Annotated in this window: 20 protein-coding genes; 12 read left to right on the forward strand and 8 right to left on the reverse strand. The window is 68.9% G+C overall.

The window, feature by feature from the left end; translation table 11 throughout:
- Nucleotides 1-123: 123 nt before the first annotated feature.
- From lpxC to L0966_RS20190, 5 genes are all read right to left on the reverse strand, one after another.
- Nucleotides 124-1,056, reverse strand: coding sequence for a UDP-3-O-acyl-N-acetylglucosamine deacetylase (gene lpxC / locus L0966_RS20170; RefSeq protein WP_234053842.1), 933 nt, complete (start codon nt 1,054-1,056; stop codon nt 124-126).
- 305 nt (nt 1,057-1,361) lie between these two features.
- Nucleotides 1,362-3,092 (reverse strand): cell division protein FtsZ, encoded by a 1,731-nt coding sequence (gene ftsZ, locus L0966_RS20175; protein ID WP_234053843.1) that lies wholly within the window; start codon nt 3,090-3,092, stop codon nt 1,362-1,364.
- Between the two features lie 89 nt (nt 3,093-3,181).
- Complete coding sequence (gene ftsA, locus L0966_RS20180; RefSeq protein ID WP_234053844.1) at nt 3,182-4,507, reverse strand: cell division protein FtsA; 1,326 nt, start codon at nt 4,505-4,507, stop codon at nt 3,182-3,184.
- The gene (locus L0966_RS20185; protein ID WP_234053846.1) at nt 4,504-5,490 is read right to left on the reverse strand and encodes a cell division protein FtsQ/DivIB; all 987 of its coding nucleotides are present in this window, start codon (nt 5,488-5,490) and stop codon (nt 4,504-4,506) included. The genes ftsA and L0966_RS20185 overlap by 4 nt, the downstream gene beginning before the upstream one ends.
- On the reverse strand, nt 5,457-6,377 hold the full coding sequence (locus tag L0966_RS20190) for a D-alanine--D-alanine ligase (protein ID WP_234053847.1): 921 nt from the start codon (nt 6,375-6,377) through the stop codon (nt 5,457-5,459). Before L0966_RS20190 ends, L0966_RS20185 begins: the two co-directional genes overlap by 34 nt.
- A 449-nt stretch (nt 6,378-6,826) precedes the next feature.
- On the opposite strand from L0966_RS20190, the gene L0966_RS20195 reads away from it, so the two are divergent.
- Nucleotides 6,827-7,882, forward strand: a complete 1,056-nt coding sequence (locus L0966_RS20195) for a methyl-accepting chemotaxis protein (RefSeq protein ID WP_304945434.1) — start codon at nt 6,827-6,829, stop codon at nt 7,880-7,882.
- A gap of 51 nt (nt 7,883-7,933) precedes the next feature.
- Here L0966_RS20195 and murB read toward each other — a convergent pair whose 3' ends face one another.
- On the reverse strand, nt 7,934-8,914 hold the full coding sequence (murB, locus tag L0966_RS20200; protein ID WP_234053853.1) for a UDP-N-acetylmuramate dehydrogenase: 981 nt from the start codon (nt 8,912-8,914) through the stop codon (nt 7,934-7,936).
- 264 nt (nt 8,915-9,178) lie between these two features.
- Between murB and L0966_RS20205 the strand changes: the two genes are divergently transcribed.
- From L0966_RS20205 to lpxK, 7 genes are all read left to right on the forward strand, one after another.
- On the forward strand, nt 9,179-9,667 hold the full coding sequence (locus L0966_RS20205; RefSeq protein ID WP_234053856.1) for a hypothetical protein: 489 nt from the start codon (nt 9,179-9,181) through the stop codon (nt 9,665-9,667).
- A gap of 29 nt (nt 9,668-9,696) precedes the next feature.
- Entirely contained in the window at nt 9,697-10,641 is a 945-nt protein-coding gene (gene ubiA, locus L0966_RS20210; protein ID WP_234053858.1) for a 4-hydroxybenzoate octaprenyltransferase, read from the forward strand.
- A 179-nt stretch (nt 10,642-10,820) separates the two neighbouring features.
- Nucleotides 10,821-11,687, forward strand: a complete 867-nt coding sequence (locus L0966_RS20215) for a 3'(2'),5'-bisphosphate nucleotidase CysQ (protein ID WP_234053860.1) — start codon at nt 10,821-10,823, stop codon at nt 11,685-11,687.
- Nucleotides 11,688-11,706: 19 nt separating this feature from the next.
- On the forward strand, nt 11,707-11,952 hold the full coding sequence (locus L0966_RS20220; protein ID WP_234053863.1) for a DUF4170 domain-containing protein: 246 nt from the start codon (nt 11,707-11,709) through the stop codon (nt 11,950-11,952).
- 154 nt (nt 11,953-12,106) lie between these two features.
- On the forward strand, nt 12,107-12,823 hold the full coding sequence (locus L0966_RS20225) for a lysophospholipid acyltransferase family protein (RefSeq protein ID WP_234053864.1): 717 nt from the start codon (nt 12,107-12,109) through the stop codon (nt 12,821-12,823).
- Complete coding sequence (locus L0966_RS20230) at nt 12,820-14,118, forward strand: 3-deoxy-D-manno-octulosonic acid transferase (protein WP_234053865.1); 1,299 nt, start codon at nt 12,820-12,822, stop codon at nt 14,116-14,118. Before L0966_RS20225 ends, L0966_RS20230 begins: the two co-directional genes overlap by 4 nt.
- Complete coding sequence (gene lpxK / locus L0966_RS20235) at nt 14,115-15,149, forward strand: tetraacyldisaccharide 4'-kinase (protein WP_234053866.1); 1,035 nt, start codon at nt 14,115-14,117, stop codon at nt 15,147-15,149. The genes L0966_RS20230 and lpxK overlap by 4 nt, the downstream gene beginning before the upstream one ends.
- 994 nt (nt 15,150-16,143) lie before the next feature.
- Here lpxK and L0966_RS20240 read toward each other — a convergent pair.
- Nucleotides 16,144-16,371 carry a DUF2093 domain-containing protein gene (locus L0966_RS20240; protein WP_234053867.1) on the reverse strand — a complete coding sequence of 76 codons (228 nt, stop codon included), beginning with the start codon at nt 16,369-16,371 and terminating at the stop codon, nt 16,144-16,146.
- A 106-nt stretch (nt 16,372-16,477) separates the two neighbouring features.
- Nucleotides 16,478-18,109: an exodeoxyribonuclease VII large subunit gene (xseA, locus tag L0966_RS20245; protein ID WP_234053868.1), complete on the reverse strand. Its 1,632-nt coding sequence runs from the start codon at nt 18,107-18,109 to the stop codon at nt 16,478-16,480.
- Between the two features lie 163 nt (nt 18,110-18,272).
- On the opposite strand from xseA, the gene purD reads away from it, so the two are divergent.
- From purD to L0966_RS20265, 4 genes are all read left to right on the forward strand, one after another.
- Nucleotides 18,273-19,535 (forward strand): phosphoribosylamine--glycine ligase, encoded by a 1,263-nt coding sequence (gene purD / locus L0966_RS20250; RefSeq protein WP_234053869.1) that lies wholly within the window; start codon nt 18,273-18,275, stop codon nt 19,533-19,535.
- A gap of 9 nt (nt 19,536-19,544) precedes the next feature.
- Nucleotides 19,545-19,988, forward strand: coding sequence for a thioesterase family protein (locus tag L0966_RS20255; RefSeq protein ID WP_234053870.1), 444 nt, complete (start codon nt 19,545-19,547; stop codon nt 19,986-19,988).
- Nucleotides 19,989-20,084: 96 nt separating this feature from the next.
- On the forward strand, nt 20,085-20,663 hold the full coding sequence (locus L0966_RS20260) for a DUF1214 domain-containing protein (protein WP_234053871.1): 579 nt from the start codon (nt 20,085-20,087) through the stop codon (nt 20,661-20,663).
- Nucleotides 20,660-21,316, forward strand: a complete 657-nt coding sequence (locus L0966_RS20265) for a DUF1254 domain-containing protein (protein WP_234053872.1) — start codon at nt 20,660-20,662, stop codon at nt 21,314-21,316. Before L0966_RS20260 ends, L0966_RS20265 begins: the two co-directional genes overlap by 4 nt.
- The last annotated feature ends 487 nt before the right edge of the window (nt 21,317-21,803 follow it).

The raw sequence follows: 21,803 nt of genomic DNA on the forward strand, positions 1-21,803 counted from the left end.
TGCCACAGACCGACAGCACACCGCGCAAAACACAAAGCCCGGCAAAGCGCTTGCGCCAGCCGGGCCATGGCAAAATCTCGATTTCAGCTCGGCCCGAAACAAGCGCTCCGGGTCGCGAAAGCCTCACAGATCGGGAGCGAACACCGGCACCGGGGTGGCACCGGCGATTTCGGCGCCCACGGTCTCGCGCACCGGGCGGGCCTCGTCCACCACCGCATAGGCGGAGCGGTCGGCCAGCAAAGCGTTGACCATCTGGAAATTCAGCTTGTGGCCGCCGCGGAAGGAGCGATAGCGGGCCAGCAGCGGCAGGCCGGCGAGGGCGAGATCACCCACCGCGTCGAGGGCCTTATGGCGCACGAACTCGTCGGAGAAGCGCAGGCCGTCCGGATTGATGACGCCACCCTCATCCAGGCACACGGTGTTTTCCAGCGCGGCGCCACGGGCATAGCCGGCGGCGCGCAGGCGCTCCACATCCTTCAGGAAGCCGAAGGTGCGGGCCTTGGCCAGCTCGCGGCGGAACACCGAGGGGGACATGGTGGCGGCGAAGCGCTGGCGGCCGATGGCCTCGTGGGTGAAGTCGATTTCCACTTCCAGGCGGAAGCCGGCGTCATAGGGCAGCAGCTCGCCGAAGGCAGCGCCATTTTCCACCCGCACGGGCTTCAGAATCTTGAGATACTTGCGACGGCCATTGAGGGTGGAGATGCCGGCGGCGTCGATGGCCGCGACGAATTCCACCGCGCTGCCGTCAAGGATCGGCACTTCCGGCCCGTCAATCTCCACCACAGCGTTGTCGACACCGAGGCCGTTGAAGGTGGCCAGCAGGTGTTCCACCGTCGAGACCAGCGCGCCGGAGCGGTCGCCGAGCACGGTGGCGAGGTCGGTAGCCTGCACGGACTTATGGGAAACGGTGGCCTTGCGAGGGGCGCTGTCGGCGAAGGAACGAACGAAGACGATTCCAGTGTTCGCGGCTGCCGGCTTCAGAGTGAGGGTCGCCTCGACCCCGGCGTGAACGCCGGCCCCCTTCAGGGCAATCTCGCGAGCCAGAGTGGTCTGCATAATCGGTGTCGTCCCATGCGCGGGGGCGCGGACCACGAAACGGTCCCCAACCTTCCCCCAAAGCTCCACCTTGCCTTCCCACTTTCGCCGCGGTTGTCCAAAGAAACTGTCAACGCGCAGCGTGTGGGTCGATCAGGATTGGGGGCACCCTAGTCCCCGCGCGTGGCTGCGCCAAATCACGCTTGCTTACCGCCTGTTACTGTCCTGAAATAGGTTATTTTCCTTATTTAACAAAAGCTTAAGGCCGGCCATGACGGCCGGCCTTAAGGCTCTTGTTACAGGGTCGGAGCGCGTTCCGGCGCGACTCAGTTGGCCTGGCGGCGCAGGAAGGCGGGGATTTCGAGGTGATCGTCCTCATCCCCACGCTGCGGCGCGGGACGGGTGGGCACCTCCATCACGGGCCGGCTCTGCGGGCGCTTGGCGAACTCGGAAACCGCCTCGCCGGGATGACCGCCGACCACGGGGCGCTGGTCCTGGTAGCCGCGCGGCTGATCCTGGTAGCGGGGCTCCGCGGGGCGACGCTCGGGAGCGCGCATGCTGGGCTGGTCACGACGCACCGGCTCGGGTTCCGGCTCCTCGCGGCGGCCCACATGGGCGAGACGCTGAAGCAGGGTCATGCGCTTCTTGTCGGGCTGGGCCTGCTCCACCGGCGGCTCGCCGCGCTGGGCGCGGATCTGGTTCTGGGCGGGCAGCGGCAGCTCGTCCACGCGCGGCATGCGGGTGGTGCGCACGCGCTGGCTCGGCGGCGGGATATAGGGGGCGAAGTCGTCCTCTTCCTGCACCTGGGCGGGCGCGGGAGCCGGCTCCGGCTCGGCCAGATAGGACTGGCGCGGCGCGGCGGCGCGAATGGTCACCTCGTCGATGGCCACGGGCTCTTCCGGCATCGGCGCGGGCGCCGGCTGCTGGGAAACGGGGGCGAAATCCTCGAGGCCGATGAGGTCCTCGGCGGAGATGGAGGCCACCGCCGAATGGATCTGCGCCTCACGGGCGGCTTCCACGGCCACGCGGCCGGCATTGGACATCTTGCGCCCGCCGAGATCGGCCGGCGGCTGGATCTGGTCCGGGATGGAGAGCGGATCGATGCCGGTGGCCACCACGGACACGCGGATGATGCCGTCCAGCATCTCGTCGAAGGTGGCGCCGAGGATGATGTTGGCGTCGGGGTCCACTTCCTCGCGGATGCGGGTCGCCGCTTCGTCCACCTCGAACAAGGTCATGTCCTTGCCGCCGGTGATGGAGATGAGGAGGCCGCGGGCCCCCTGCATGGAGGTTTCGTCCAGCAGCGGGTTGGCGATGGCGGCCTCGGCGGCCTGCAGCGCGCGCTTCTCGCCCGATGCCTCGCCGGTGCCCATCATCGCCTTGCCCATGTCGCGCATCACGGCGCGCACGTCGGCGAAGTCGAGATTGATGAGGCCTTCCTTCACCATCAAATCGGTGATGCAGGCCACGCCCGAATAGAGCACCTGGTCGGCCATCGCGAACGCGTCGGCGAAGGTGGTCTTCTCATTGGCCACCCGGAACAGGTTCTGGTTCGGGATGACGATGAGGGTGTCGACGCTCTTCTGGAGCTCGGTGATGCCGTGCTCGGCCACGCGCATGCGGCGCAGGCCCTCGAAGTGGAAGGGCTTGGTCACCACGCCCACGGTGAGGATGCCGAGCTCGCGGGCGGCGCGGGCCACCACGGCGGCAGCGCCGGTGCCGGTACCGCCGCCCATGCCGGCGGTGATGAACACCATGTGCGAGCCGGACAGGTGGTCACGGATCTCGTCGATGACCTCTTCCGCGGCGGCGCGGCCGACTTCCGGCTGGGAGCCGGCGCCGAGGCCTTCCGTCACCGCCACACCCATCTGCACCACGCGCTCGGCCTTGGTGAGGGTGAGGGCCTGGGCGTCGGTGTTCGCAACCACGAACTCCACGCCGCTCAGCCCCGAGGCGATCATGTTGTTGACAGCGTTGCCACCGGCACCGCCCACACCGAACACCGTGATCCGCGGACGGAGCTCACGAATGTCGGGCATCTGAAGGTTGATCGTCATGTTTTAGCTCCGTCGAACCCGCTCGGCTCAGACCGCCTGTCGATGAATCCCGTTGACCACTTTGTTACTGCTGATTTGGTTAACCATGTCTAAAAGCTGTCCTTCAGCCAGCGCCCAACGCGGCCGAAATAACCCTGGGGCTCGGCGCCCACGGCCTGCCGCCGGCGCGGCTCGAAGTGTTCAAGGCCAGCGGCTTGCGGGTAGACGAGCAGGCCCGCCGTGACCGCAAACGCCGCCCCGCGCGCCGCTTCCGGCAGGCGCGAAACTCCTAACGGACGGCCGATGCGCACCTGCGGCCCGATCACCCGCGCCACCAGGTCCGCGAGCCCCTGCAGCTGCGCCGCGCCGCCGGTGAGGACGATGCGCCGGCCGGCATCCCCGGCATGACCGGAAGACTTCAGTCGCTCGCGAATCAATTCCACGATTTCTTCCGCGCGCGGACGCACGATGGTGACGAGGCGCGATTTGGGCACCATCTGCGCCTGGTCGCGGGAATCTCCCGAGAGCGGCGGCACGGTGAGCATGTCGTGCTCGTCGGAGGAGACGGCCACCACCGCCCCGTGCAGGGCCTTCAGGCGCTCCGCGTCGGCCAGGCGCGCCGGCAGGCCGCGCGCGACATCGTTGGTGATGTGGTGGCCGCCGAGGGCGACCCCGTCCACATAGACGCAGTGCCCGCCATCCACGATGGCGAAGGTGGTGGTGCCGGCCCCCATGTCGATGAGGGTGACGCCCAGCTCCATCTCATCATCGGTGAGGGAGGAGAGCGCGGCCGCGTAGGGCGCGGCCACCATGGCCTCGATGGAGAGGTGGCAGCGCTCCACGCACAGCACCAGATTCTTCAGCGCCGTGAGGTCGGCGGTGATGACGTGCATGTCGGCGCCAAGCTCGCGGCCCAGCATGCCGCACGGCTCGCCGATGCCCGAGCGCCCGTCCAGGGAATAGCCCACCGGCAGCGCGTGCATCACGGCCCGCCCGTCGCCCACCGCATAGGTGGACGCGGCCTCCAGCACGCGGCGGATGTCGAATTCCTCCACCGCCGGCGCGGTCAGGCGCACCGCCGCTTCATAATGTTGCGAGGCGAGCCGGCCGCCGGAAACGCCCACCACCACCGAGGCGATCTGCACGCCGGAGGCGCGCTCCGCCATGTCCACGGCTTGGCGGATGGCGAGCTCGGCCTTGGCCATGTCCACCACCGCGCCGCCCTTGATGCCATAGGCGCGGGTGTGGCCGATGCCGAGAACGTCGATGGAATGGGTGCGCCGGCTCAGCACGTCCGACGCGCCACGGGGCTTCAGCTTGGCGATGGCGCACACCACCTTGCTGGTGCCGATGTCGAGCACGCCGACAATGCCACCCTTGCGCGGCGGCAACGGACGCATCTTCGGCGCGAACCCCTGGGCGAGCCGGGACCTCATGCGGGGCCTCCTTTTTTGGCCTTGGCCTTCGCCTTCAGCATTTCATCGCGGGCGGCGGCGGCGGCGTCCGACAGGCGCACCGCCACCCGATCGGGCAGGCGCATGTCGATGATGGTGATGTCTCGGGTGAGCAGCTTCTTGTCCCGATCAAGGGCGACCAGCTGCGTCAGCGCGCCTTCCATGCCCTTTTCGGGCAGGCGCACGTCGATGCCGTTGTGCATCTTCAGGGTCCAGCGGCGCTCGGCCACCAGGATGGCGGCGCGCACCTGGGCCTTCAGGTCCGGCAGGCGGGCCAAGGCGTCGACGATCTCGCCCACATGCTTCTGCGCGCCCTCGCCCACCACGATGGGCAGCTCCACATAGCGCGGATCGTCCGAATAGGGGGCGATGGGCGTGCCGTCACGGGAGATCACCTTGATCTCGCCATTCACCTGCCAGAGGGCGAAAGCCTGGCGCTCGACGACGGCGATGTCGATGCGGTCGGGAAACTGCTTGCGCACGCTCGCCGACTGAATCCAGGGCAGCTCCTCCAGCTTCACGCGCATCTCGTCCGCGTTCACGAACAGGATGGAGGTGGAGCCCTTGATGCCCGCCGCATCTAGGATCTGCTGCGGCGTGACGTGATTATGACCCGAGAGATTGACCTCGCGGATCTTGAAGCCGGCCACGTTGGCGGCGGCGTCGGCGAGGTCCATGCCCACGCCTTTCGCCTCTTCCATGTGGCCGCCGAGGGCGATGCCGTAGGCGGAGAAGCCGCCGATGACCACCGCCGTCAGCACCCCCGCGCCATGCCGGCCCAGCCGCGAGGCGCCGAGGCGCACCGTGAGCCGCCGCAGCAGGATGGCGGTGCGGCTCGCCGGGCGCGGCTCGACGGGCAGGCGCTTGTGCCGGCCGGGCGGCGGCGCGACCTTGGGCGTCGCACCATGCGGCGCCGTCCCCTTGCGGGGCCCTACCGATCCAGCGACGCGTCCTCCACCATCCATGTCACAAGCTCGCCGAATGAAATGCCCGCGTGGGCCGCCATGTCGGGCACCAGGGACGTCTCGGTCATGCCAGGCTGGGTGTTCACTTCCAGGCAGACGAGCCCGGAGGCATCGCCCTTGGAAACATCGAAGCGGAAATCCGCGCGAGACACCCCCCGGCAGCCGAGAGCTCGGTGCGCCGTTAGGCTTAACATCTGCACCTGCTCGTAAATTTCAGGTAAAATCCGGGCCGGAAGAATGTGACGGGAGCCGCCGGGCGCATACTTGCTTTCGTAGTCGTAAAACGGCTGCACCGCCTCGACCTCAATGACTCCCAAGGCTTTGTCGCCCATCACGCCGCATGTCAGTTCCATGCCGGGGATGAATTCTTCCGCCAAAAGGGTCTCGCCGAAGGCCCAATCTTCCCTGTGGAGTTCCTGGGGTGGATGGGCCTGCCCCTCGCGCACGATGAACACGCCGATGCTGGACCCGCCGACCACGTGCTTCAAAACATAAGGCGGCTCCATCACATGGGCCTTGGCCGCCTCCGCGCGGCTCACGCTGCGCCCCTTCGCCACCGGCACGCCGGCCGCCGCCAGCATCACCCGCGCCTGGGCCTTGTCCATGGCCAGTGCGGAGGAGAGCACGCCCGAATGGCTGTAGGGAATGCGCAGGATCTCCAGCACGCCCTGAATGGTGCCGTCCTCGCCGGGATGGCCATGGAGCACGTTGAGCGCCGCATCCGGCTGCAGCCGCGCCAGCACCTCGGCCACGTCCCGCTGCACATCAACCCGGGTGACGCGATAGCCCGCGCCCTCCAGCGCCGCCGCGCAGGCAGCGCCCGAACGCAGCGAAACCTCCCGCTCGGACGACCAGCCGCCCATCAGCACCGCCACATGTTTCGCCATGATCGCTCACTGCTCCTGAAACCCCGCCCGGAGCGGCGGGGTGTAGCAAAAATCCGGTCGCCGGCGCCAGGGTTCGCGCCTGCCGCACAGCGCGGCCAGTGAAGACCGGCTTCGGTGTGCAATTCCCTAAAGCCATGCCCATTCTTTCAGCACCTGCCGCAGGATTGTCCTGCAAAGACGCCGCCCCGCCGCCGCCCGCGCGCCTGCCACCCGCCTAAGGCGACCCCCGCAGACTGCCTCCTCCATGGGTTGCCGCGACTTCGGCCGGCCCGCCGCAATGCGAAAGAGTCCTGTGGTGGTAAGGACATAAGCTTAAGCCTCACCGTCTCAAAACCGTAGCGGTATGGGGTTAACTCCGTGCCCCCAGGGGTCCGCCTGCCCCCTCGCCGAGATCTGGCCCGGCTCTTGCTGGCGATCAATTCGTCAGCCTCCCTTACTGAGGTGGTCAAATGAGCGCAGAACCGGAACGGGTGGTGATGCTCTCCGAGCACATCGGCACCATTGCTCACGAGAAGATCGCTCTTATCAACGGCGTCACGCGGGAAACGCGAACCCTGGCTCTCAACGCGCTGATCGAGGCGGCGCGGGCGGGGGATGCGGGGCGCGGCTTCTCGGTGGTCGCCAACGAGGTAAAAGCGGTTTCGCAGCGGATCCAGGACATTTCCAGCGCCTTGTCCAGCGACCTTTCCCAGTCCATCGTCGAACTCACCGAGATCGGCCGCCGCATGGCCGAGCAGGTGCGCGGCCAGCGGCTGGCGGACCAGGCGCTGAACATGATCGAGATCATCGATCGCAACCTCTATGAACGCTCCTGCGACGTGCGCTGGTGGGCCACCGACAAAGCCGTGGTGGACTGCCTGGAAGCACCAAGCCCCGAGAACAGCCGCCACGCGGCCGAACGGCTCGGCGTGATCCTGCAGAGCTACACCGTCTATCTTGACCTCTGGATCGTCGACGCCGAAGGCCGGGTGGTGGCCAATGGGCGGCCAAAGCACTATCCCGGCGTGGTCGGCACCGACGTATCGCGGACCGAATGGTTCCGCGCCGCCATGGCCACCCGCTCCGGCGAGGACTTCTCGGTGGCGGACGTGGACACGGCGGGCCCGCTCGATCGTGCCCAGGCCGCGGTCTACAGCGCGGCGGTGCGCGCCGGCGGCGCGGTGAACGGCCGCCCGCTGGGCGCGCTCGGCATCTTCTTCGATTGGCGCCCCCAGGCCGCGGCCGTGGTGGGCGGGGGGCGGCGCAGCGACGATGAGCGCTCGCGCACCCGCTGCCTGCTGCTCGATTCCCATTACCGGGTGATCGCCGCCTCGGACAATGTGGGCATTCTCTCGGAAACCTTTCCCTTGCGGGCATCCGGCGAGAGTGGCCATTACACCGACGAAAACGGCGCCATGGTGGGCTTCGCCCTGACGCCGGGATACGAGACCTATCGCGGCCTCGGCTGGTACGGCGTCATCGTCCAGAACCGTGCCGGCCCGCGCAAGGACGCTGCCAGTCACTGAGGACCCCGCCAGTCACTAAGGGCCTCGCCCGGCTTCTCCGGCCGGGCGACGTCAGCGGGCGGGCAGGCCGATGCGCTTGATCTCCCACTGGAGCTCGATGCCGCTATGGGCCAGCACCCGGCGGCGCACCTCCTCGCCCAGCCCCTCGATCTCGGCCGCGGTCGCGCCGCCGAGATTGACCAGGAAATTGGTGTGCAGCTCCGACACCTGCGCCCGGCCCAGGGTGAAGCCCCTCAGCCCGGCCGCATCCACCAGCTTCCATGCGCTGGTGCCGGGGGGATTCTTGAAGGTGGAACCGCCAGTCCGGCTCTTGATGGGCTGCGTGGCCTCGCGGCTCTGGGTGATCTTGGCCATCTGCGCGGCGATCTCTTCCCGGTCTCCGGGCCGCCCCTCGAACACCGCGCGGGTGAAGATCAGGTCCGCCGGGGCATCGCAGTGGCGATAGCTGAAGCCCATGTCGGCGGCCTCGAGCACGACCTGCCGCCCGCCGCGCGTGACCGCCTCGGCGCGCACCAGCACGTCCTTAACCTCGCCGCCATAGGCGCCGGCATTCATGCGCAGCGCCCCGCCGATGGCCCCGGGAATGCCGCGCAGGAAAGCGAACCCGTCAAGCCCCGCATCCGCCGCCGCGCGGGCCACCTTCACGTCCGGCGCGCCGGCCCCGGCCGTGATGCGATGGCCCTCGACCTCGATCTGGGTGAACCCCTTGCCGAGCCGGATCACCACCCCGGGCACGCCGCCGTCGCGCACGATAAGGTTGGAGCCCAGGCCGACGACCATCACCGGCAGCTCGGCCGGCAGCGCCGCCAGCAGGGCCGCGAGATCCTCCGCGTCCGCTGGCTGGAACAGCACCTGGGCGGGGCCGCCAACGCGAAACCATGTCAACTCCGCCAGCGGCGCATTGGCCTCCAGCCGGCCGCGCAGGCCGGGAATGCGGGCCTTGAGCTCGGGAACAAGATCCGCGAAGGGGGCCACGGAGACCTGCTCCGTTGCCTTCGGCCCTGAGGCCGGCTGCTGTTCCGCTAAGCTCATCCGCATCATCCGGGTCGCAAAATCTCCGGCCCGCCGCCGGCCGGGCCGCTGCCTGTCCCACACGAACGCCGCCAGGGCAAGGCCGCGCAACAACGCTGACCTATCGGAAGACTCGCTCCCATGGAAGCAAGCTGTTAGGAGTCTCCTGACATGCTGCCGTTGCGTCCGCCGGCATTTCCGTCGGCTTCGCCGCGATATTGCCCCATGTGTGCGCTCTGTATATCTAGAGCCCGTCAGGGGCGGACAAGAAGAGGGCTGTGTTCGATGCAGAAGACGACGCTCAAGATCGCGATGGTCGCCGTCGTGAGCGCCCTGTCCATCGCCACCGCGTGGGCGGATTGCCAGAGCGACGTCACCGCCGCGCGCGCCGAGCTGGAGGAAAAGGGCAAGGCTTTGAACGAGGCCGGCAAGAAGAAGGCCGACCCGCAGACCCTGTGCCCCCTGTTCCGCGCCTTCTCCACCGCCGAAGCCAAGTGGGTGAAGTTCCTCACCGAGAACAAGGACTGGTGCCAGATTCCCGAGCAGGCCATCAAGCAGGCCGCCGCCAGCCATAAGAAGACCAACGAGGTTCGCGACAAGGTGTGCCAGGTGGCCGCCAATGGCGGCGCCGGCCCCAGCGGCCCGGCCAAGCCCCCGGCCCAGGGCTCCCTGTCCAGTGCGCTCGGCATCACTACCGGCTATTCCGCCACCAAGGCCTCGGACGGCAAGAGCGGCGTGTTTGACACCCTGAGCGGCAACGTTCTGCAGAAATAGGCCTCGCCTTGAGCACACAGCAGGGGGCCGTGGGTCCCACGGTCGCCGATGCGCCGCCGGACAATTGGGTCGATCGCCACGCGCCGGCCCCGGTGCGTCCCTATCTGCATCTGGCGCGGCTTGACCGCCCCATCGGCTCCTGGCTGCTGCTTCTGCCCTGCTGGTGGTCCACCGCGCTCGCCGGCATCGCCGCCGGCTCTCCCTATCCGGACCCCACGCTGCTCATCCTGTTCGCCATCGGCTCGGTGGCCATGCGCGGGGCGGGCTGCACCTGGAACGATATTCTCGATCGCAAGATCGACCGCGCGGTGGCCCGCACCCGCTCGCGCCCGCTCGCCTCCGGTGCCGTGAGCCTGCCCGGCGCCTTCGCCTTCCTTGCGCTCCAATGCCTCATCGGGCTCGCCGTGCTGCTGAGCCTGCCGCGCTTCGCCGTGGTCACCGGCATCGCCTCCCTGGGCGTGGTGGCGGTGTATCCGCTCATGAAGCGCATCACGTCGGTGCCGCAGCTCACCTTGGGCATCGCCTTTTCCTGGGGCGCGCTGATGGGCTGGGCGAGCGTGTTCCGCACCATCTCCGACCCCGCCTTGCTGCTGTTCGCCGGCTCGGTGCTGTGGGTGTTCGCCTACGACACCATCTATGCTCACCAGGACAAGGAAGATGACGCCATCGTCGGCGTGCACTCCACCGCGCTCCTGTTCGGGCGCAGCACCCGCCTTGCGGTGGCGGTGTGCTACACGCTGGTGGTGGCACTGTTCGCGGGCGCCTTGATGCTGGTGCCGGCGGGCCTGTTCTCCGTGCTCGGCCTGATCGGCTTCGGCCTGCATCTGCGCTGGCAGGTGGTGAATCTGGACATCGACGATTCCGCCCGCTGCCTGGCTTTGTTCCGCTCCAATCGCGATGCCGGCCTCATCCTGTTCGCCGGCCTGAGCCTCGACATGGTGGTGCCCGCTTTGCTGCAGGTGCTGCTGCCTTAAGCAGCGCCCAATGAAGATGCAGATTGAGGCAGGGTGCGGCGTAAATTCTTTCTTCGTTGTATACCAATGAATTGCACTGTGTTTCATCGACTGGAGCGCCCTCTCCCCCTTCATTTGCGGCACCGGGCAGACGGAAGGCCCATTGCCATCGTGTCCCGGGGCTCCTATGTGGCGGGGCCATGAGCGTCGAGCCAGTCAGCGCCGCCGCCGGCGGGGCCAGCGCCCCTCACCCGGACGACGAAACCCTGGCCCGCCACCTCACCGATGTGGTGGCGGGTGCGGGCGAGCTTGCGCGCACCATGGCAGCCGCCGGCGTGAAGGCCTGGACCAAGGGCAACAATTCCCCGGTGACCGAAGCCGACCTCGCGGTTGATCGCTTCCTGCACCAGCATCTCACGGCCCTCGCCCCCGATTATGGCTGGCTGTCCGAGGAGACCGCCGACGATCCTGCCCGCCTCGCGGCCCGCCGGCTGTGGATCGTGGACCCCATCGACGGCACCCGCGGCTACATGAACGGCGCGCCCGACTGGGCGGTGTCGGTCGCCCTGGTGGAGAATGGCCGGCCCGTGCTGGCCGCCCTGTTCGCCCCCATGCTCGACGAGATGTTCCTGGCCGCGCGCGCCGCCGGCGCGACCCGCAATGGCGCCGCCCTGGCCGCCAGCTCCCGCACCGCGCTCGAAGGCGCGCTGAGCGCCGGTCCGGCCGACGCCCTCGACACCCTGGCCCGCGCCGCCGCCATCACCCGCATGCCGCGCGGCCACTCGCTGGCGCTGCGGCTGGCGCGCGTCGCCACCGGCGAAGTGGACATCGCCCTTTCCCGCGCCGACAGCCACGATTGGGATCTGGCGGCGGCGGACCTGCTGGTGGAAGAAGCCGGCGGCCGCCTGACCACGCTGGACGCCGCCCCCTTGCTCTACAATCGCGCCGTGCCGCGCCACCCCGCGCTGCTGTGCGCCGGCGGCGCGCTGCACCAGGTGGCGCTCGACGCCGCGAACGACCCATCCGCTTTTTCTGCCCAGTCCCGGGCGGCCCAACCCCGACCGTGACCATCCATCCGGACACGCCATGACCAGCTCTTCCAAACAATTGCCCCACCTCGTCTTCGGCGGCGAGCTCACCGCCCTCGACGGGTCCGAGTTCAAGGACCTGTCCAAGCTCGACATCGTCGGCATCTTTCCCGACTATGCCAGCGCCGCGGCCGCCTGGAAGGCGAAGTCCCAGCAGAATGTGGACAATGCCATGATGCGTTATTTCGTGGTGCACCTGCACCGCCTGCTGGACCCGGAAACCGGCACCACCCACGAGGTGTGACCCATCGGGACACCGCGGAAAGCCAGCCAAAACGCCCGCTGACCGAGGCATATCCGCTCCCGCCCTTTGACTGGAGCCCGAGAGCGGCTATGGATGGCGCCGTGCGCGGCCGTCCATGGCCGCGTGCCTCTCACCACAGCGAGCAAAAAAAACAATGTGGCGGCGACTGAGGACCAACCGCGCGTTCCAACTCGCGGCGGGAACGACCTTTGCTTCTTATTTCAAGCTCGTGGCCCACACCACGAGGTTCGTGATCGAACCCCCCGACGTTTTCGACAAGATCGATCCCCTGCTGCCGGCCATCCTGACCTTCTGGCACGGCCAGCACTTCCTCACGCCGTTCGCCAAAAAGCCCCACCACCGGGCCAAGGTGCTGATTTCCCGTCATGCCGATGCGGAAATCAACGCCATCGCGGCCGAAAAACTGGGTGTCGGCACGATCCGCGGCTCCGGCGCCACCTCGCGCCGGGACTTCCACCGCAAGGGCGCCGTTTCCGCCACCTATGAGATGCTGGCCACCCTGGAGGCCGGAATCAACGTCGCCATGACCGCCGACGTGCCCAAGATCTCGCGCAAGGTCGGCCTCGGCGTCGTTACTATTGCACGGTACTCGGGACGGCCTATCATCCCGGTCGCAATGGCGACCCGACATCGCATCACCCTGAAAAGCTGGGATCGCGCCAGCCTTAACCTGCCGTTCGGGCAAGGCGCGGCTGTGGTCGGAGAACCGCTCTACGTGCCGCGCGACGCGGACGAAGCCGCCCTGGCCGCCGCCCGCGACGAATTGCAGACGCGGCTCGAAGCCGTCACCAAGCGGGCGGAGGCCCTGGCCCGCGGCCGCGCCAGCTCCACCCCATCGAGGCTCGCATGAAGAAATCGCGCGCGCTGCCGATGGCCCTGCGGCTGTATCGCGGCGCCAGCTCCGCAGCCGCCCTGCTCACGCCCGCATGGCTCGGCTATCGCGTCCGCAAGGGCAAGGAAGATCCCGAGCGCCTGTCCGAGCGCCGCGGCTATGCCAGCGCGGAACGCCCCGAAGGCCCCCTCATCTGGGTACATGGTGCCAGCGTCGGCGAGGTGAGCTGCGTTCTGCCGCTGATCGAGCACCTGCGCGCCCATAATTATGAGGTGTTGCTGACCTCTGGCACCCTCACCTCCAGCAAGGTGGCGGCCCACCGCGCGCCGGAGGGCGTCATCCACCAGTTCTGCCCGCTGGATGCGGCCGCCTTCGTGCGGCGCTTTCTCGATCACTGGCAGCCTGACCTGGTGCTGCTGGCAGAATCTGAGCTGTGGCCGAACCTCCTGTCGGAGCTGAGCCGGCGGGACACGCCGGTGGTGCTGGTGAACGGGCGCCTGTCCAACCGTTCGGCGGAGCGCTGGGCCAAGCTGCCCGGCAGCGCCCGCGCTTTGCTCTCGCGGGTGGACCTTTGCCTGGCCCAGACCGAGGAGGATGCCCAGCGTTTCCGCGCCCTCGGCTCCGAGCGGGTGGAAGTGTGCGGCAACCTGAAGTTCGATGTGCCGCCCCCGGCCGCCGACCCCGCGGATTTCAGCGAGTTCAGCGAAACCATCGGCAACCGGCCGCTGCTGCTCGCCGCCTCCACCCATCCAGGCGAGGATCAAGTGGTGATGGCGGCCCATGCGCTGCTGTGCGAGCAGATCCCCGATCTGCTCACCGTCATCGTGCCGCGCCATCCCGAACGCGGCCGCGCCATCGTCGCCCTGGCCGAGGCGGGGGGCTGGGCGGCGGCCCAGCGCAGCCACGACGAACTGCCGGCACCCGATGCCGACTTCTATGTGGCGGACACAGTGGGCGAGCTCGGCCTGTTCTATCGCCTGGCGCCCGTCTCCTTCGTGGGCGGCTCCCTGGTGCCCCATGGCGGCCAGAATCCCATCGAGGCCGTGAAGCTGGGCAGCGTGGTCCTGCACGGCCCCCATGTGGAAAACTTCGCCGAGATCTACAGCCATCTCGACACCCATTACGGTGCCCTGCCGGTGAAGGACGCGGAGACGCTCGCGCGCACCACCTTCGCCCTCATGCGCGATCCCGACCTGAGGGCGCAGGCGGTGAGCCAGGGGCTGAAGACCATGGAAGCCCTCGGCGGCGCGCTGGAGCATACGCTGCGCGCCATCGAGCCCTATCTCATCCACATCCGCCTGCAGCATCGATGAGCGCCCGCGCGCCCGGCTTCTGGTGGCGTCCGCCGGGGCTCATGGCCGCGCTGCTGGCCCCCATCGGCGCCCTGGTGGGGGCGATCACGCTCCGCCGCATGGCGCGGCCCGGCGAGAGCGTACCGATTCCGGTGCTCTGCATCGGCAATCCCACGGTGGGCGGCGCCGGCAAGACGCCGACCGCATTGTGGTGCCTCGACCGGCTGACGCAGGGCGGCCACCGCCCGTTCGCTCTGCTGCGCGGCCATGGCGGCTCCGTCTCCGCCCCGGTCCGGGTCGAGCCCGATCTTCACGATGCACAGGCGGTGGGTGATGAGGCACTGCTGCTGGCGGTGGCAGCCCCCACCATCGTGGCCGGCGGAGACCGGGCCGGCGGCGCGCGGCTTGCCGCCTCCCTGGGCGCCAGCCACATCGTGATGGATGACGGCTTCCAGAATGCCAGCCTCGCCAAGGATGCAAGCCTGCTGGTGGTGGACGCGGCCGTGGGCGTGGGCAATGGCGCGGTGCTGCCCGCCGGCCCCCTGCGCGCGCCGCTCGCCCCGCAGATCGCCCGCGCCGATGCGGTTCTTCTGGTGGGCGAGGGCACTGCCGGCGACGCCGTCGCGCGGATCGCCGAGCGGCTCCGGCGACCGGTCCTGCGCGCCCGCCTCGCGCCCGCGCCGCAGGCGGTGGCCGCGCTCCGGGGCCGGCCGCTCCACGCCTTCGCCGGCATCGGACGGCCGGAGAAATTCTTCGAAACACTCACGGCTCAAGGGCTCGACCTGCGCCGCCGCACGGCATTCGCAGATCACCACCCCTATGACCGCCGGGAAATCGAGATGCTGCTGGGCGAGGCGCGGGCGGCAAACGCCACCCTGGTGACCACCGCCAAGGACATGGCGCGTCTCGGCACCGCGCCATTGAAGGACCTCGCGGCGCACATCGCGGTCCTGCCCGTCACGCTGGTACCGGAAGCCCCCTCCACCCTCGACGCCCTGTTGCGATTGGCCGAGGAGCGCGCCCGCACACGCCTTGGCGCGGCGCGGGCATAGGCGGGCGGCAGCGATCCGCCAGCAGGCGCCCACCTCCCTGCTTGCGCCTGGAGGGGCAAAGCAGCGCGAACGCGGAGCCCGCGGCGCGGACCACCTGCCCCGAAAAGCCGCAGAACCGTTACGCATGGAACGCCGATCTTCACCACCAACCGCAGCGACCGCCCCTCTAAGCGGAAAAGTGAACGCGCGCCTAGCCGCCCCTGGCGTATAGATGTCGATCCCTCTTCAGAGGCGGGCCTGGAGGGGAAAGCGTCCGGGCAGAGGCATGCGGGGCCTGCCACGCTCCTCACCCAGGCAGGCGCAAGTCCGCGCGCACGGGGCTCACCTGTCCATCGTGCGCCCACAGCCGGGAGAGCACTGGTGAGCAAGGCGGCGCAGACCGCTTCCCTGGATGGCGATCACTCACAGGGGTGGCGCCCGGAGGCGGGAAGCTCCCGTGCAAAAGACCCGGCCTGCCCTGCTGCTCACGAAGACAGGCGCAAGTCCGTGCGAATGGGGCTCGCCTAGCCATCGGTGACCACAGCCGGAAGAGCATGGTGAACGTGGGCTGCTCGGCTCGCTGACGGCCTCCCTGGATGGCGATCGCTCACAGGGACAGCGCTCGGAGGCGGAGGCCTCCGGCAAAAGGCACGCGGCCCGCCGCGCTCACCACGAAAACCGGCGCAAGTCCGCACCCATGCGGCCTGCCCTCCGGCTCACCACCGCCAGAAGAGCACTGCTGAGCGGCGCGGTTCCACGGCGTGGTCATTTCAGTCGCGGATGGCACGCCGGAGTCCGTGGCGAGAGGGCACAGTGCGCCGCGCCTTTTGACTGAGGCGCAGGGCCCCCTGCCCTTGCGGAGACCCGAGCAGCCGGCTCAGGGGCGATCCCGGACGATCAGGCACGTGAAGGGGCTGAAGGGACGCAGGACGCGCTTACGCTCAGCGCCCACGCTCGATGCCAACGGTGTGGACCCGATGCCCGCTCGCTCCCCCCCCACGCGGAACGGCCGCGCTCAGGGAACGGGGCGTCCGCGCTCCTGCATGCGCGTCTGCACGGCCTCGGGGCTGGCATAGGCCTCCTGCAGGTCCACGCTCCAATAGCGCAGGTCGTCGAGGGGGATGGACTGACCGGTCACCGCGCAGCGCACGAAACTGCCGGGACGGACAATGCGGAATTCCCCGTCGAGATAGCGCAGCTCCGCCTCGCCGTGGGGCTCGGGGAAGCGTTCAAATCGGTTCATCACTTTACGAAACGTCCTCAAGAGAGGCCTTAAGCATAATGCCTCCGTGAGGCGCGCGAAAGAGGCGCGGCCCGTTCCCGTTGAACGCGTGTCCGTCATCGGGTCCTCAATCGAACAGGGTTGGCCCCGGATCCGGCTTCTTGCGGCGGACGGGCGCACGGCGCGGCGACGGTACGGGATCAGCCGCCCCCACATCGGCGACGGGCGACACGCCAGCATGCGCGGACGCGCCTGATGTTTGCGCCCCCACCCGGCCGTCAGCGAACTCGATCTCAATGACAGCGCCGGGCCCGAGGCCGCCGGCACGGCGCACGGCGCGGCCCTCCGCATCACGCACCAGGGCGAAGCCGCGCTCCAGGACACCGTGGTAGGACAAAGCGGAGAGAAGCTGCGCCAGGCCATCCAGTCGGCGGCGATCATCCCGCAGCCGGCCCGCCATGGCACGGCTGGCGCGCAGGCCGAAGGCGGCCACCCATTCCGCGCGGCGGGCGTTCAGCTCCCTTTGGGCGCGCAAATGGGCGCCGCGCGCCAGGGCGAAGCTCTGGCCGCTGCTCCGCAGCCGCTCCTGCGCCTGCCGCAGCGTCATTCCCGCCGCCCGCGACAGGCGGCCGGAGAGCCCATCCACCCGCTCGCCCACCCGCTCGAAGCGCGCGCGCAGGGTGAGGGGCGACAGCCGCGCGCCGGCCTGGAGCAGGCGCAGGCGATGGGCCGCCGCATTGGCCTTCAGCGCCAGCGGCAGCCGGTCCCCCACCGCATCGAGCCGCTGGCGGGGAATGGCGAACAGGTCCTCCGCGGTCGGCAAGAGCCGCGTGAGGCCGCGCAGGTCGGCCCGGCGGCGCTCCAGCATGCGCAACGGCGCGCTCGCGAGCCGGGCGCCAAGCCCCTCCACCGCCGCCACGAGGTCGGACCGCACGGGCACCACCATTTCGGCGGCGGCCGTGGGGGTGGGCGCACGCACGTCGGAGGCGAAATCGATCAGGGTCACGTCAGTCTCGTGGCCCACGGCGGAAACAAGGGGAATGAAACTGTCCGCCGCGGCCCGCACCACCGCCTCCTCGGAAAAGCCCAGCAGGTCTTCCAGCGAGCCGCCGCCGCGCGCCACCACGATCACGTCGGGGCGTGGGATGGGCCCGCCTTCGGGCAGCGCATTGAAGCCGCGAATCGCGGCCGCCACCTCCGCCCCGCAGGTTTCGCCCTGCACCCGCACCGGCCACACCACCACCCGGCGGGGAAAGCGATCCGCCAACCGGTGCAGAATGTCGCGGATGACGGCGCCGGTGGGAGAGGTCACGACGCCGATGACCTGCGGCAGGTAGGGCAGCTCCTGCTTGCGGGCGGGATCAAACAGGCCTTCGGTGGCCAGCCGGCGCTTGCGCTCCTCCAGCATGGCCATGATGGCACCGGCGCCGGCGAACTCGAGCGACTCGATGATGATCTGGTAGCCGGACTTGCCGGGATAGGTGGTGAGACGGCCGATGGCCACCACCTCCAGCCCCTCTTCCGGCCGCAGCTTGAGGCGCTGGAAGGTGCCCTTCCAGATCACCGCATCAAGGCGGGCGCCCGCATCCTTGAGGCTGAAATAAGCGTGGCCCGAGGAATGGGGGCCGCGATAGCCGGAAATTTCGCCGCGCACGCGCACATGCCCGTAGGCATCCTCCACCGTGCGCCGGAGCGCGGCGGAGAGCTCGGACACGCTCCATTCAGGCGCATTGCCGCGCGATTCGGGAAGATCGGCCATCGAATCAATCCAACCGGAAATGGGTGCGGAGCATAGCCCGCGGCACCCCTATGCGGCGAGCGCAGAGCGAAGGGTCTTGTATGCGCGCGTCCGAGCCGATAGCCAATGACCCCTGCCAAGGAAGAATCCCAAGGACGATCACAGGCGCGGGGGTGGAGAGCCGATGAACATTCTGCTGCTCGGTTCGGGAGGCCGCGAGCATGCGCTCGCTTGGAAGCTGGCGCAGAGCCGCGACATCGGCCAGTTCTATGCCATGCCCGGCAATCCCGGCATCGCCGAACATGCCGAGCTGATCGAGGGCATTCCCCTTTCCGCCCACGACACGCTGGTGAACTGGTGCAAGGACCACGGCATCGAGTTCGTGGTGGTGGGCCCCGAGGCGCCGCTGGTGGCGGGTCTGGTGGACCGGCTGCAGGCGGCCGGCATTCCCGCCTTCGGCCCCACCGCCGCGGCCGCGCGGCTTGAAGGCTCCAAGCTGTTCACCAAGGAATTGTGCAAGGCCAATTCCATTCCCACCGCCGCCTTCGCCCGCTTCGACAATGCCGCCGCGGCGGCGGCCTATGTGAAGGCCCAGGGCGCGCCCATCGTCGTCAAGGCCGACGGGCTGATGGCCGGCAAGGGCGTGGTGGTGGCCCTCACCGTGGATGACGCGGTGGACGCGGTGGAGCAGGTGTTCGCCAGCGGCGGCACCGAGGTGCTCATCGAGGAATTCATGGAGGGCGAGGAGGCCAGCCTGTTCGCTCTGGTGGACGGCGAGACCGTTGTGCCCTTCGGCAGCGCCCAGGACCACAAGCGCGCCTTCGACGGCGACCTTGGCCCCAATACCGGCGGCATGGGCGCCTATTCGCCGGCTCCGGTGCTGACGCCCGAGCTGGAGCGCCGCGCTATGGAAGAGATCATCCGCCCCACGGCCCGCGCCATGGTGGCGGCCGGCACGCCCTATCGCGGCGTGCTCTATGCCGGCCTCATGCTGACCAAGGACGGCCCGAAGCTGGTGGAATACAATTGCCGCTTCGGTGATCCCGAATGCCAGGTGCTGATGCCGCGCCTGGCCAGCGACCTCCTGGAGCTGCTCTACGCCACCGCCACCGGCAGCCTCGCCGGCGTGACCCCCCAATGGCACGACGCGAGCGCCATGACCGTGGTCTATGCGAGCCGGGGCTATCCGGGGCCGCACCAGACCGGCAGCATCATTTCCGGCCTCGACAAAGCGGGCACTGACGACGTCCTGGTGTTCCAGGCCGGCACCCGGCGCAAGGGCGCCGATCTCGTCTCCAATGGCGGGCGGGTTCTGAACGTCACCGCCACCGGCCCCACCTTGGCGGAGGCACGCGAGCGGGCCTATGCCGCCATCGCCCGCATCGACTGGCCGGACGGCTTCTACCGTTCCGACATCGGCTGGCGCGCGCTGCGCCCGGTGCCGTAAGGTGTCGCGATGACCGCACCCTCGAGCCCGCCTGAAAAGGCCCCGCTGCCCACGCTGGACGACTTCCCCCTGAAGTCGTTCGACACCATCCGCTTCGGCGACACGGACAAGCAGGGCCATGTGAACAACGCCGTGTTCTCCAGCTATCTGGAGAGCGGGCGCTCGCAGATGCTGCTCGGCCCCGGCCACAGCGCGGCGCCGGAAGGCTTCGCCTTCGTTATCGTGCGCCTGGTGCTGGACTATCGCGCCGAGATCATCTGGCCGGGCACGGTGGATATCGGCACCCGTGTGTCCAATCTCGGCCGTAGCTCGGTGGGCATCGTCCAGGGGCTGTTCCAGGACGGCAAGTGCGTGGCCACCGCCGACACGGTGCTGGTGCTGTTCGACCCGCAGACCCGCCGCGCCGCCGAGCTGCCGCCGGAAAGCCGCGCGTTCCTGTCGCAATATATGTGAAGGGCATAGCGGGGCGCAGGTCTCTTTGCCCCGCCACGATTGTGCTCTACTGATGCGCGTCGCTCCCTCGCGGGGGAAAATAGCCGGAACGGTGCCGTGCGCCTCTTGCCTCTCGCCTTTACCCTTCTCGTCGCCATCGCGCTCGGGCTGGGGGTGACCTTGTTCATGGTCACCCATTCGCGCGGGCTCGACGTGGTGCAGGCGGGGCCCTGGCAGGGCTGGCCTCGCTCGGGCACGGTGAAGGCCGATCCGTATTCGCGCGCCGCCGTCGCCCGTTCTGGCGAGCTGCCGCTGGAGCTGGCGGACGGGCTGCTGTTCCTCGCCACCACCGACGACAAGGGCCGGCCCATCGACGGGCGATGCGAAACGCGCATCACCGGCACCCTACCCCAGGCCCGGCTGTGGACGCTGGCGGTGATGGACGAGGAAGGCCGTTTCATTCCCAACGACGCCGAGCGCTACGGCCTCACCAGCTCCGAGGCGCTCTATCGGGCCGACGGCGCCCTGGATATCCGCCTTTCGCCGCGCGCCCGGCCCGGCAACTGGCTGCCCACCGGCGCGCGCGGGCGGCTGCAGGTGGCGCTTCGCCTTTATGACGCGCCTTTCTCTTTCGCCTCGGGCGCGGGAGATGCCACCACGGTGCTGCCCCATATCGTGCAGGAGGCCTGCCCGTGAGCCTGTTCGATACCTTCACCGTGCGGGTGCCCCGGCCGGGCAAGGACGGCAAGGGGAGCGATGGGCGCGGCTGGTTCCGCCGCCAGCTGGCGCGGGTGAACTGGCTGTGGCCCGCCGGCCTGCTGCTGCCGGCGGCGGTGGCGCTGGTGCTGGCCGGCATCGCCCATATCGTGTCCATCCTCGCCATGCCGGCGCTGGCGGAGCACAACGCCTTCGCGCGCCTCGCCGCGCTCACCGACAGCAATGAGATGAAGCTGTTGCCGGACCCCACCCCCTTGTCGGCGGTGCTGCCCATGCAGGACCCGGCCTTCATTTCGGCCGTGTGCCTTTATGATCTCAATGACAAGCCGCTGAAGGTGAGGGTGCCGGCCACGGCCGACTACACGTCCGTTTCGTTTTACACGGACCAGGCTCTGCCCTTCTACGCCCTCTCGGACCAGGCCGCCGGCAAGGTGATCGAGCTCGATCTCATGAATGCCGACCAGAAGGCCGCGCTGCCGGAAGACGAGGAAATCACCGCCGCCGACCGGCTGGTGATCGAATCCCCCTCGGAAGAAGGCATCGTACTGGTGCGCGCCCATGTGCGTGATCGCAGCATGCGCGAGCTGGTGCGTCGCCAGCTGGAAGCGGCCACCTGCACGCCGGCCAACTGACGCGGCGCCCCGCAGCTTGCCCGGCCGTTCAACCTGCCTCGGCTCAACCGCCCCGGGACTCGCTCAAGTGTCCAAGGGCTCTCTCGACGACCCAGGGGCTCAGTGCCGCCGCCCGGCCGGCTCCACGCCCCGCGGGGCACGGCCCGCATCCCTGCGCACCGACGCGCCAGGCCCCGCTTCCACATGCACGGGGTCAGCGGCCACCGGATCCGCGTGACGCTCGATTCGCACCACCGGAAGAATGACGATTTTCGGTCCCGGCAGCTCCGCCCGCCGGTCTATGGGCGCTGACCGCGCCCGCGCTTCCCGCCTCGAGGGAAACGCAATGACAGTGCTCATGCCCTGGTCCTCCAGTGCGACAGCCATGACCACAACGTCGATCGCGCTCTTATGGTTTCACGAAGCTTAACGCCCCGTTAATACTCTCCTTGGGTGAACAGGCGGCGCACTGGATCATTCGCCGAAAGGCGTAAAGGCAAACCTTCGG

Source organism: Xanthobacter sp. NM-59 (genome assembly GCF_021401125.1).
Classification (GTDB): Bacteria; Pseudomonadota; Alphaproteobacteria; order Rhizobiales; family Xanthobacteraceae; genus Xanthobacter.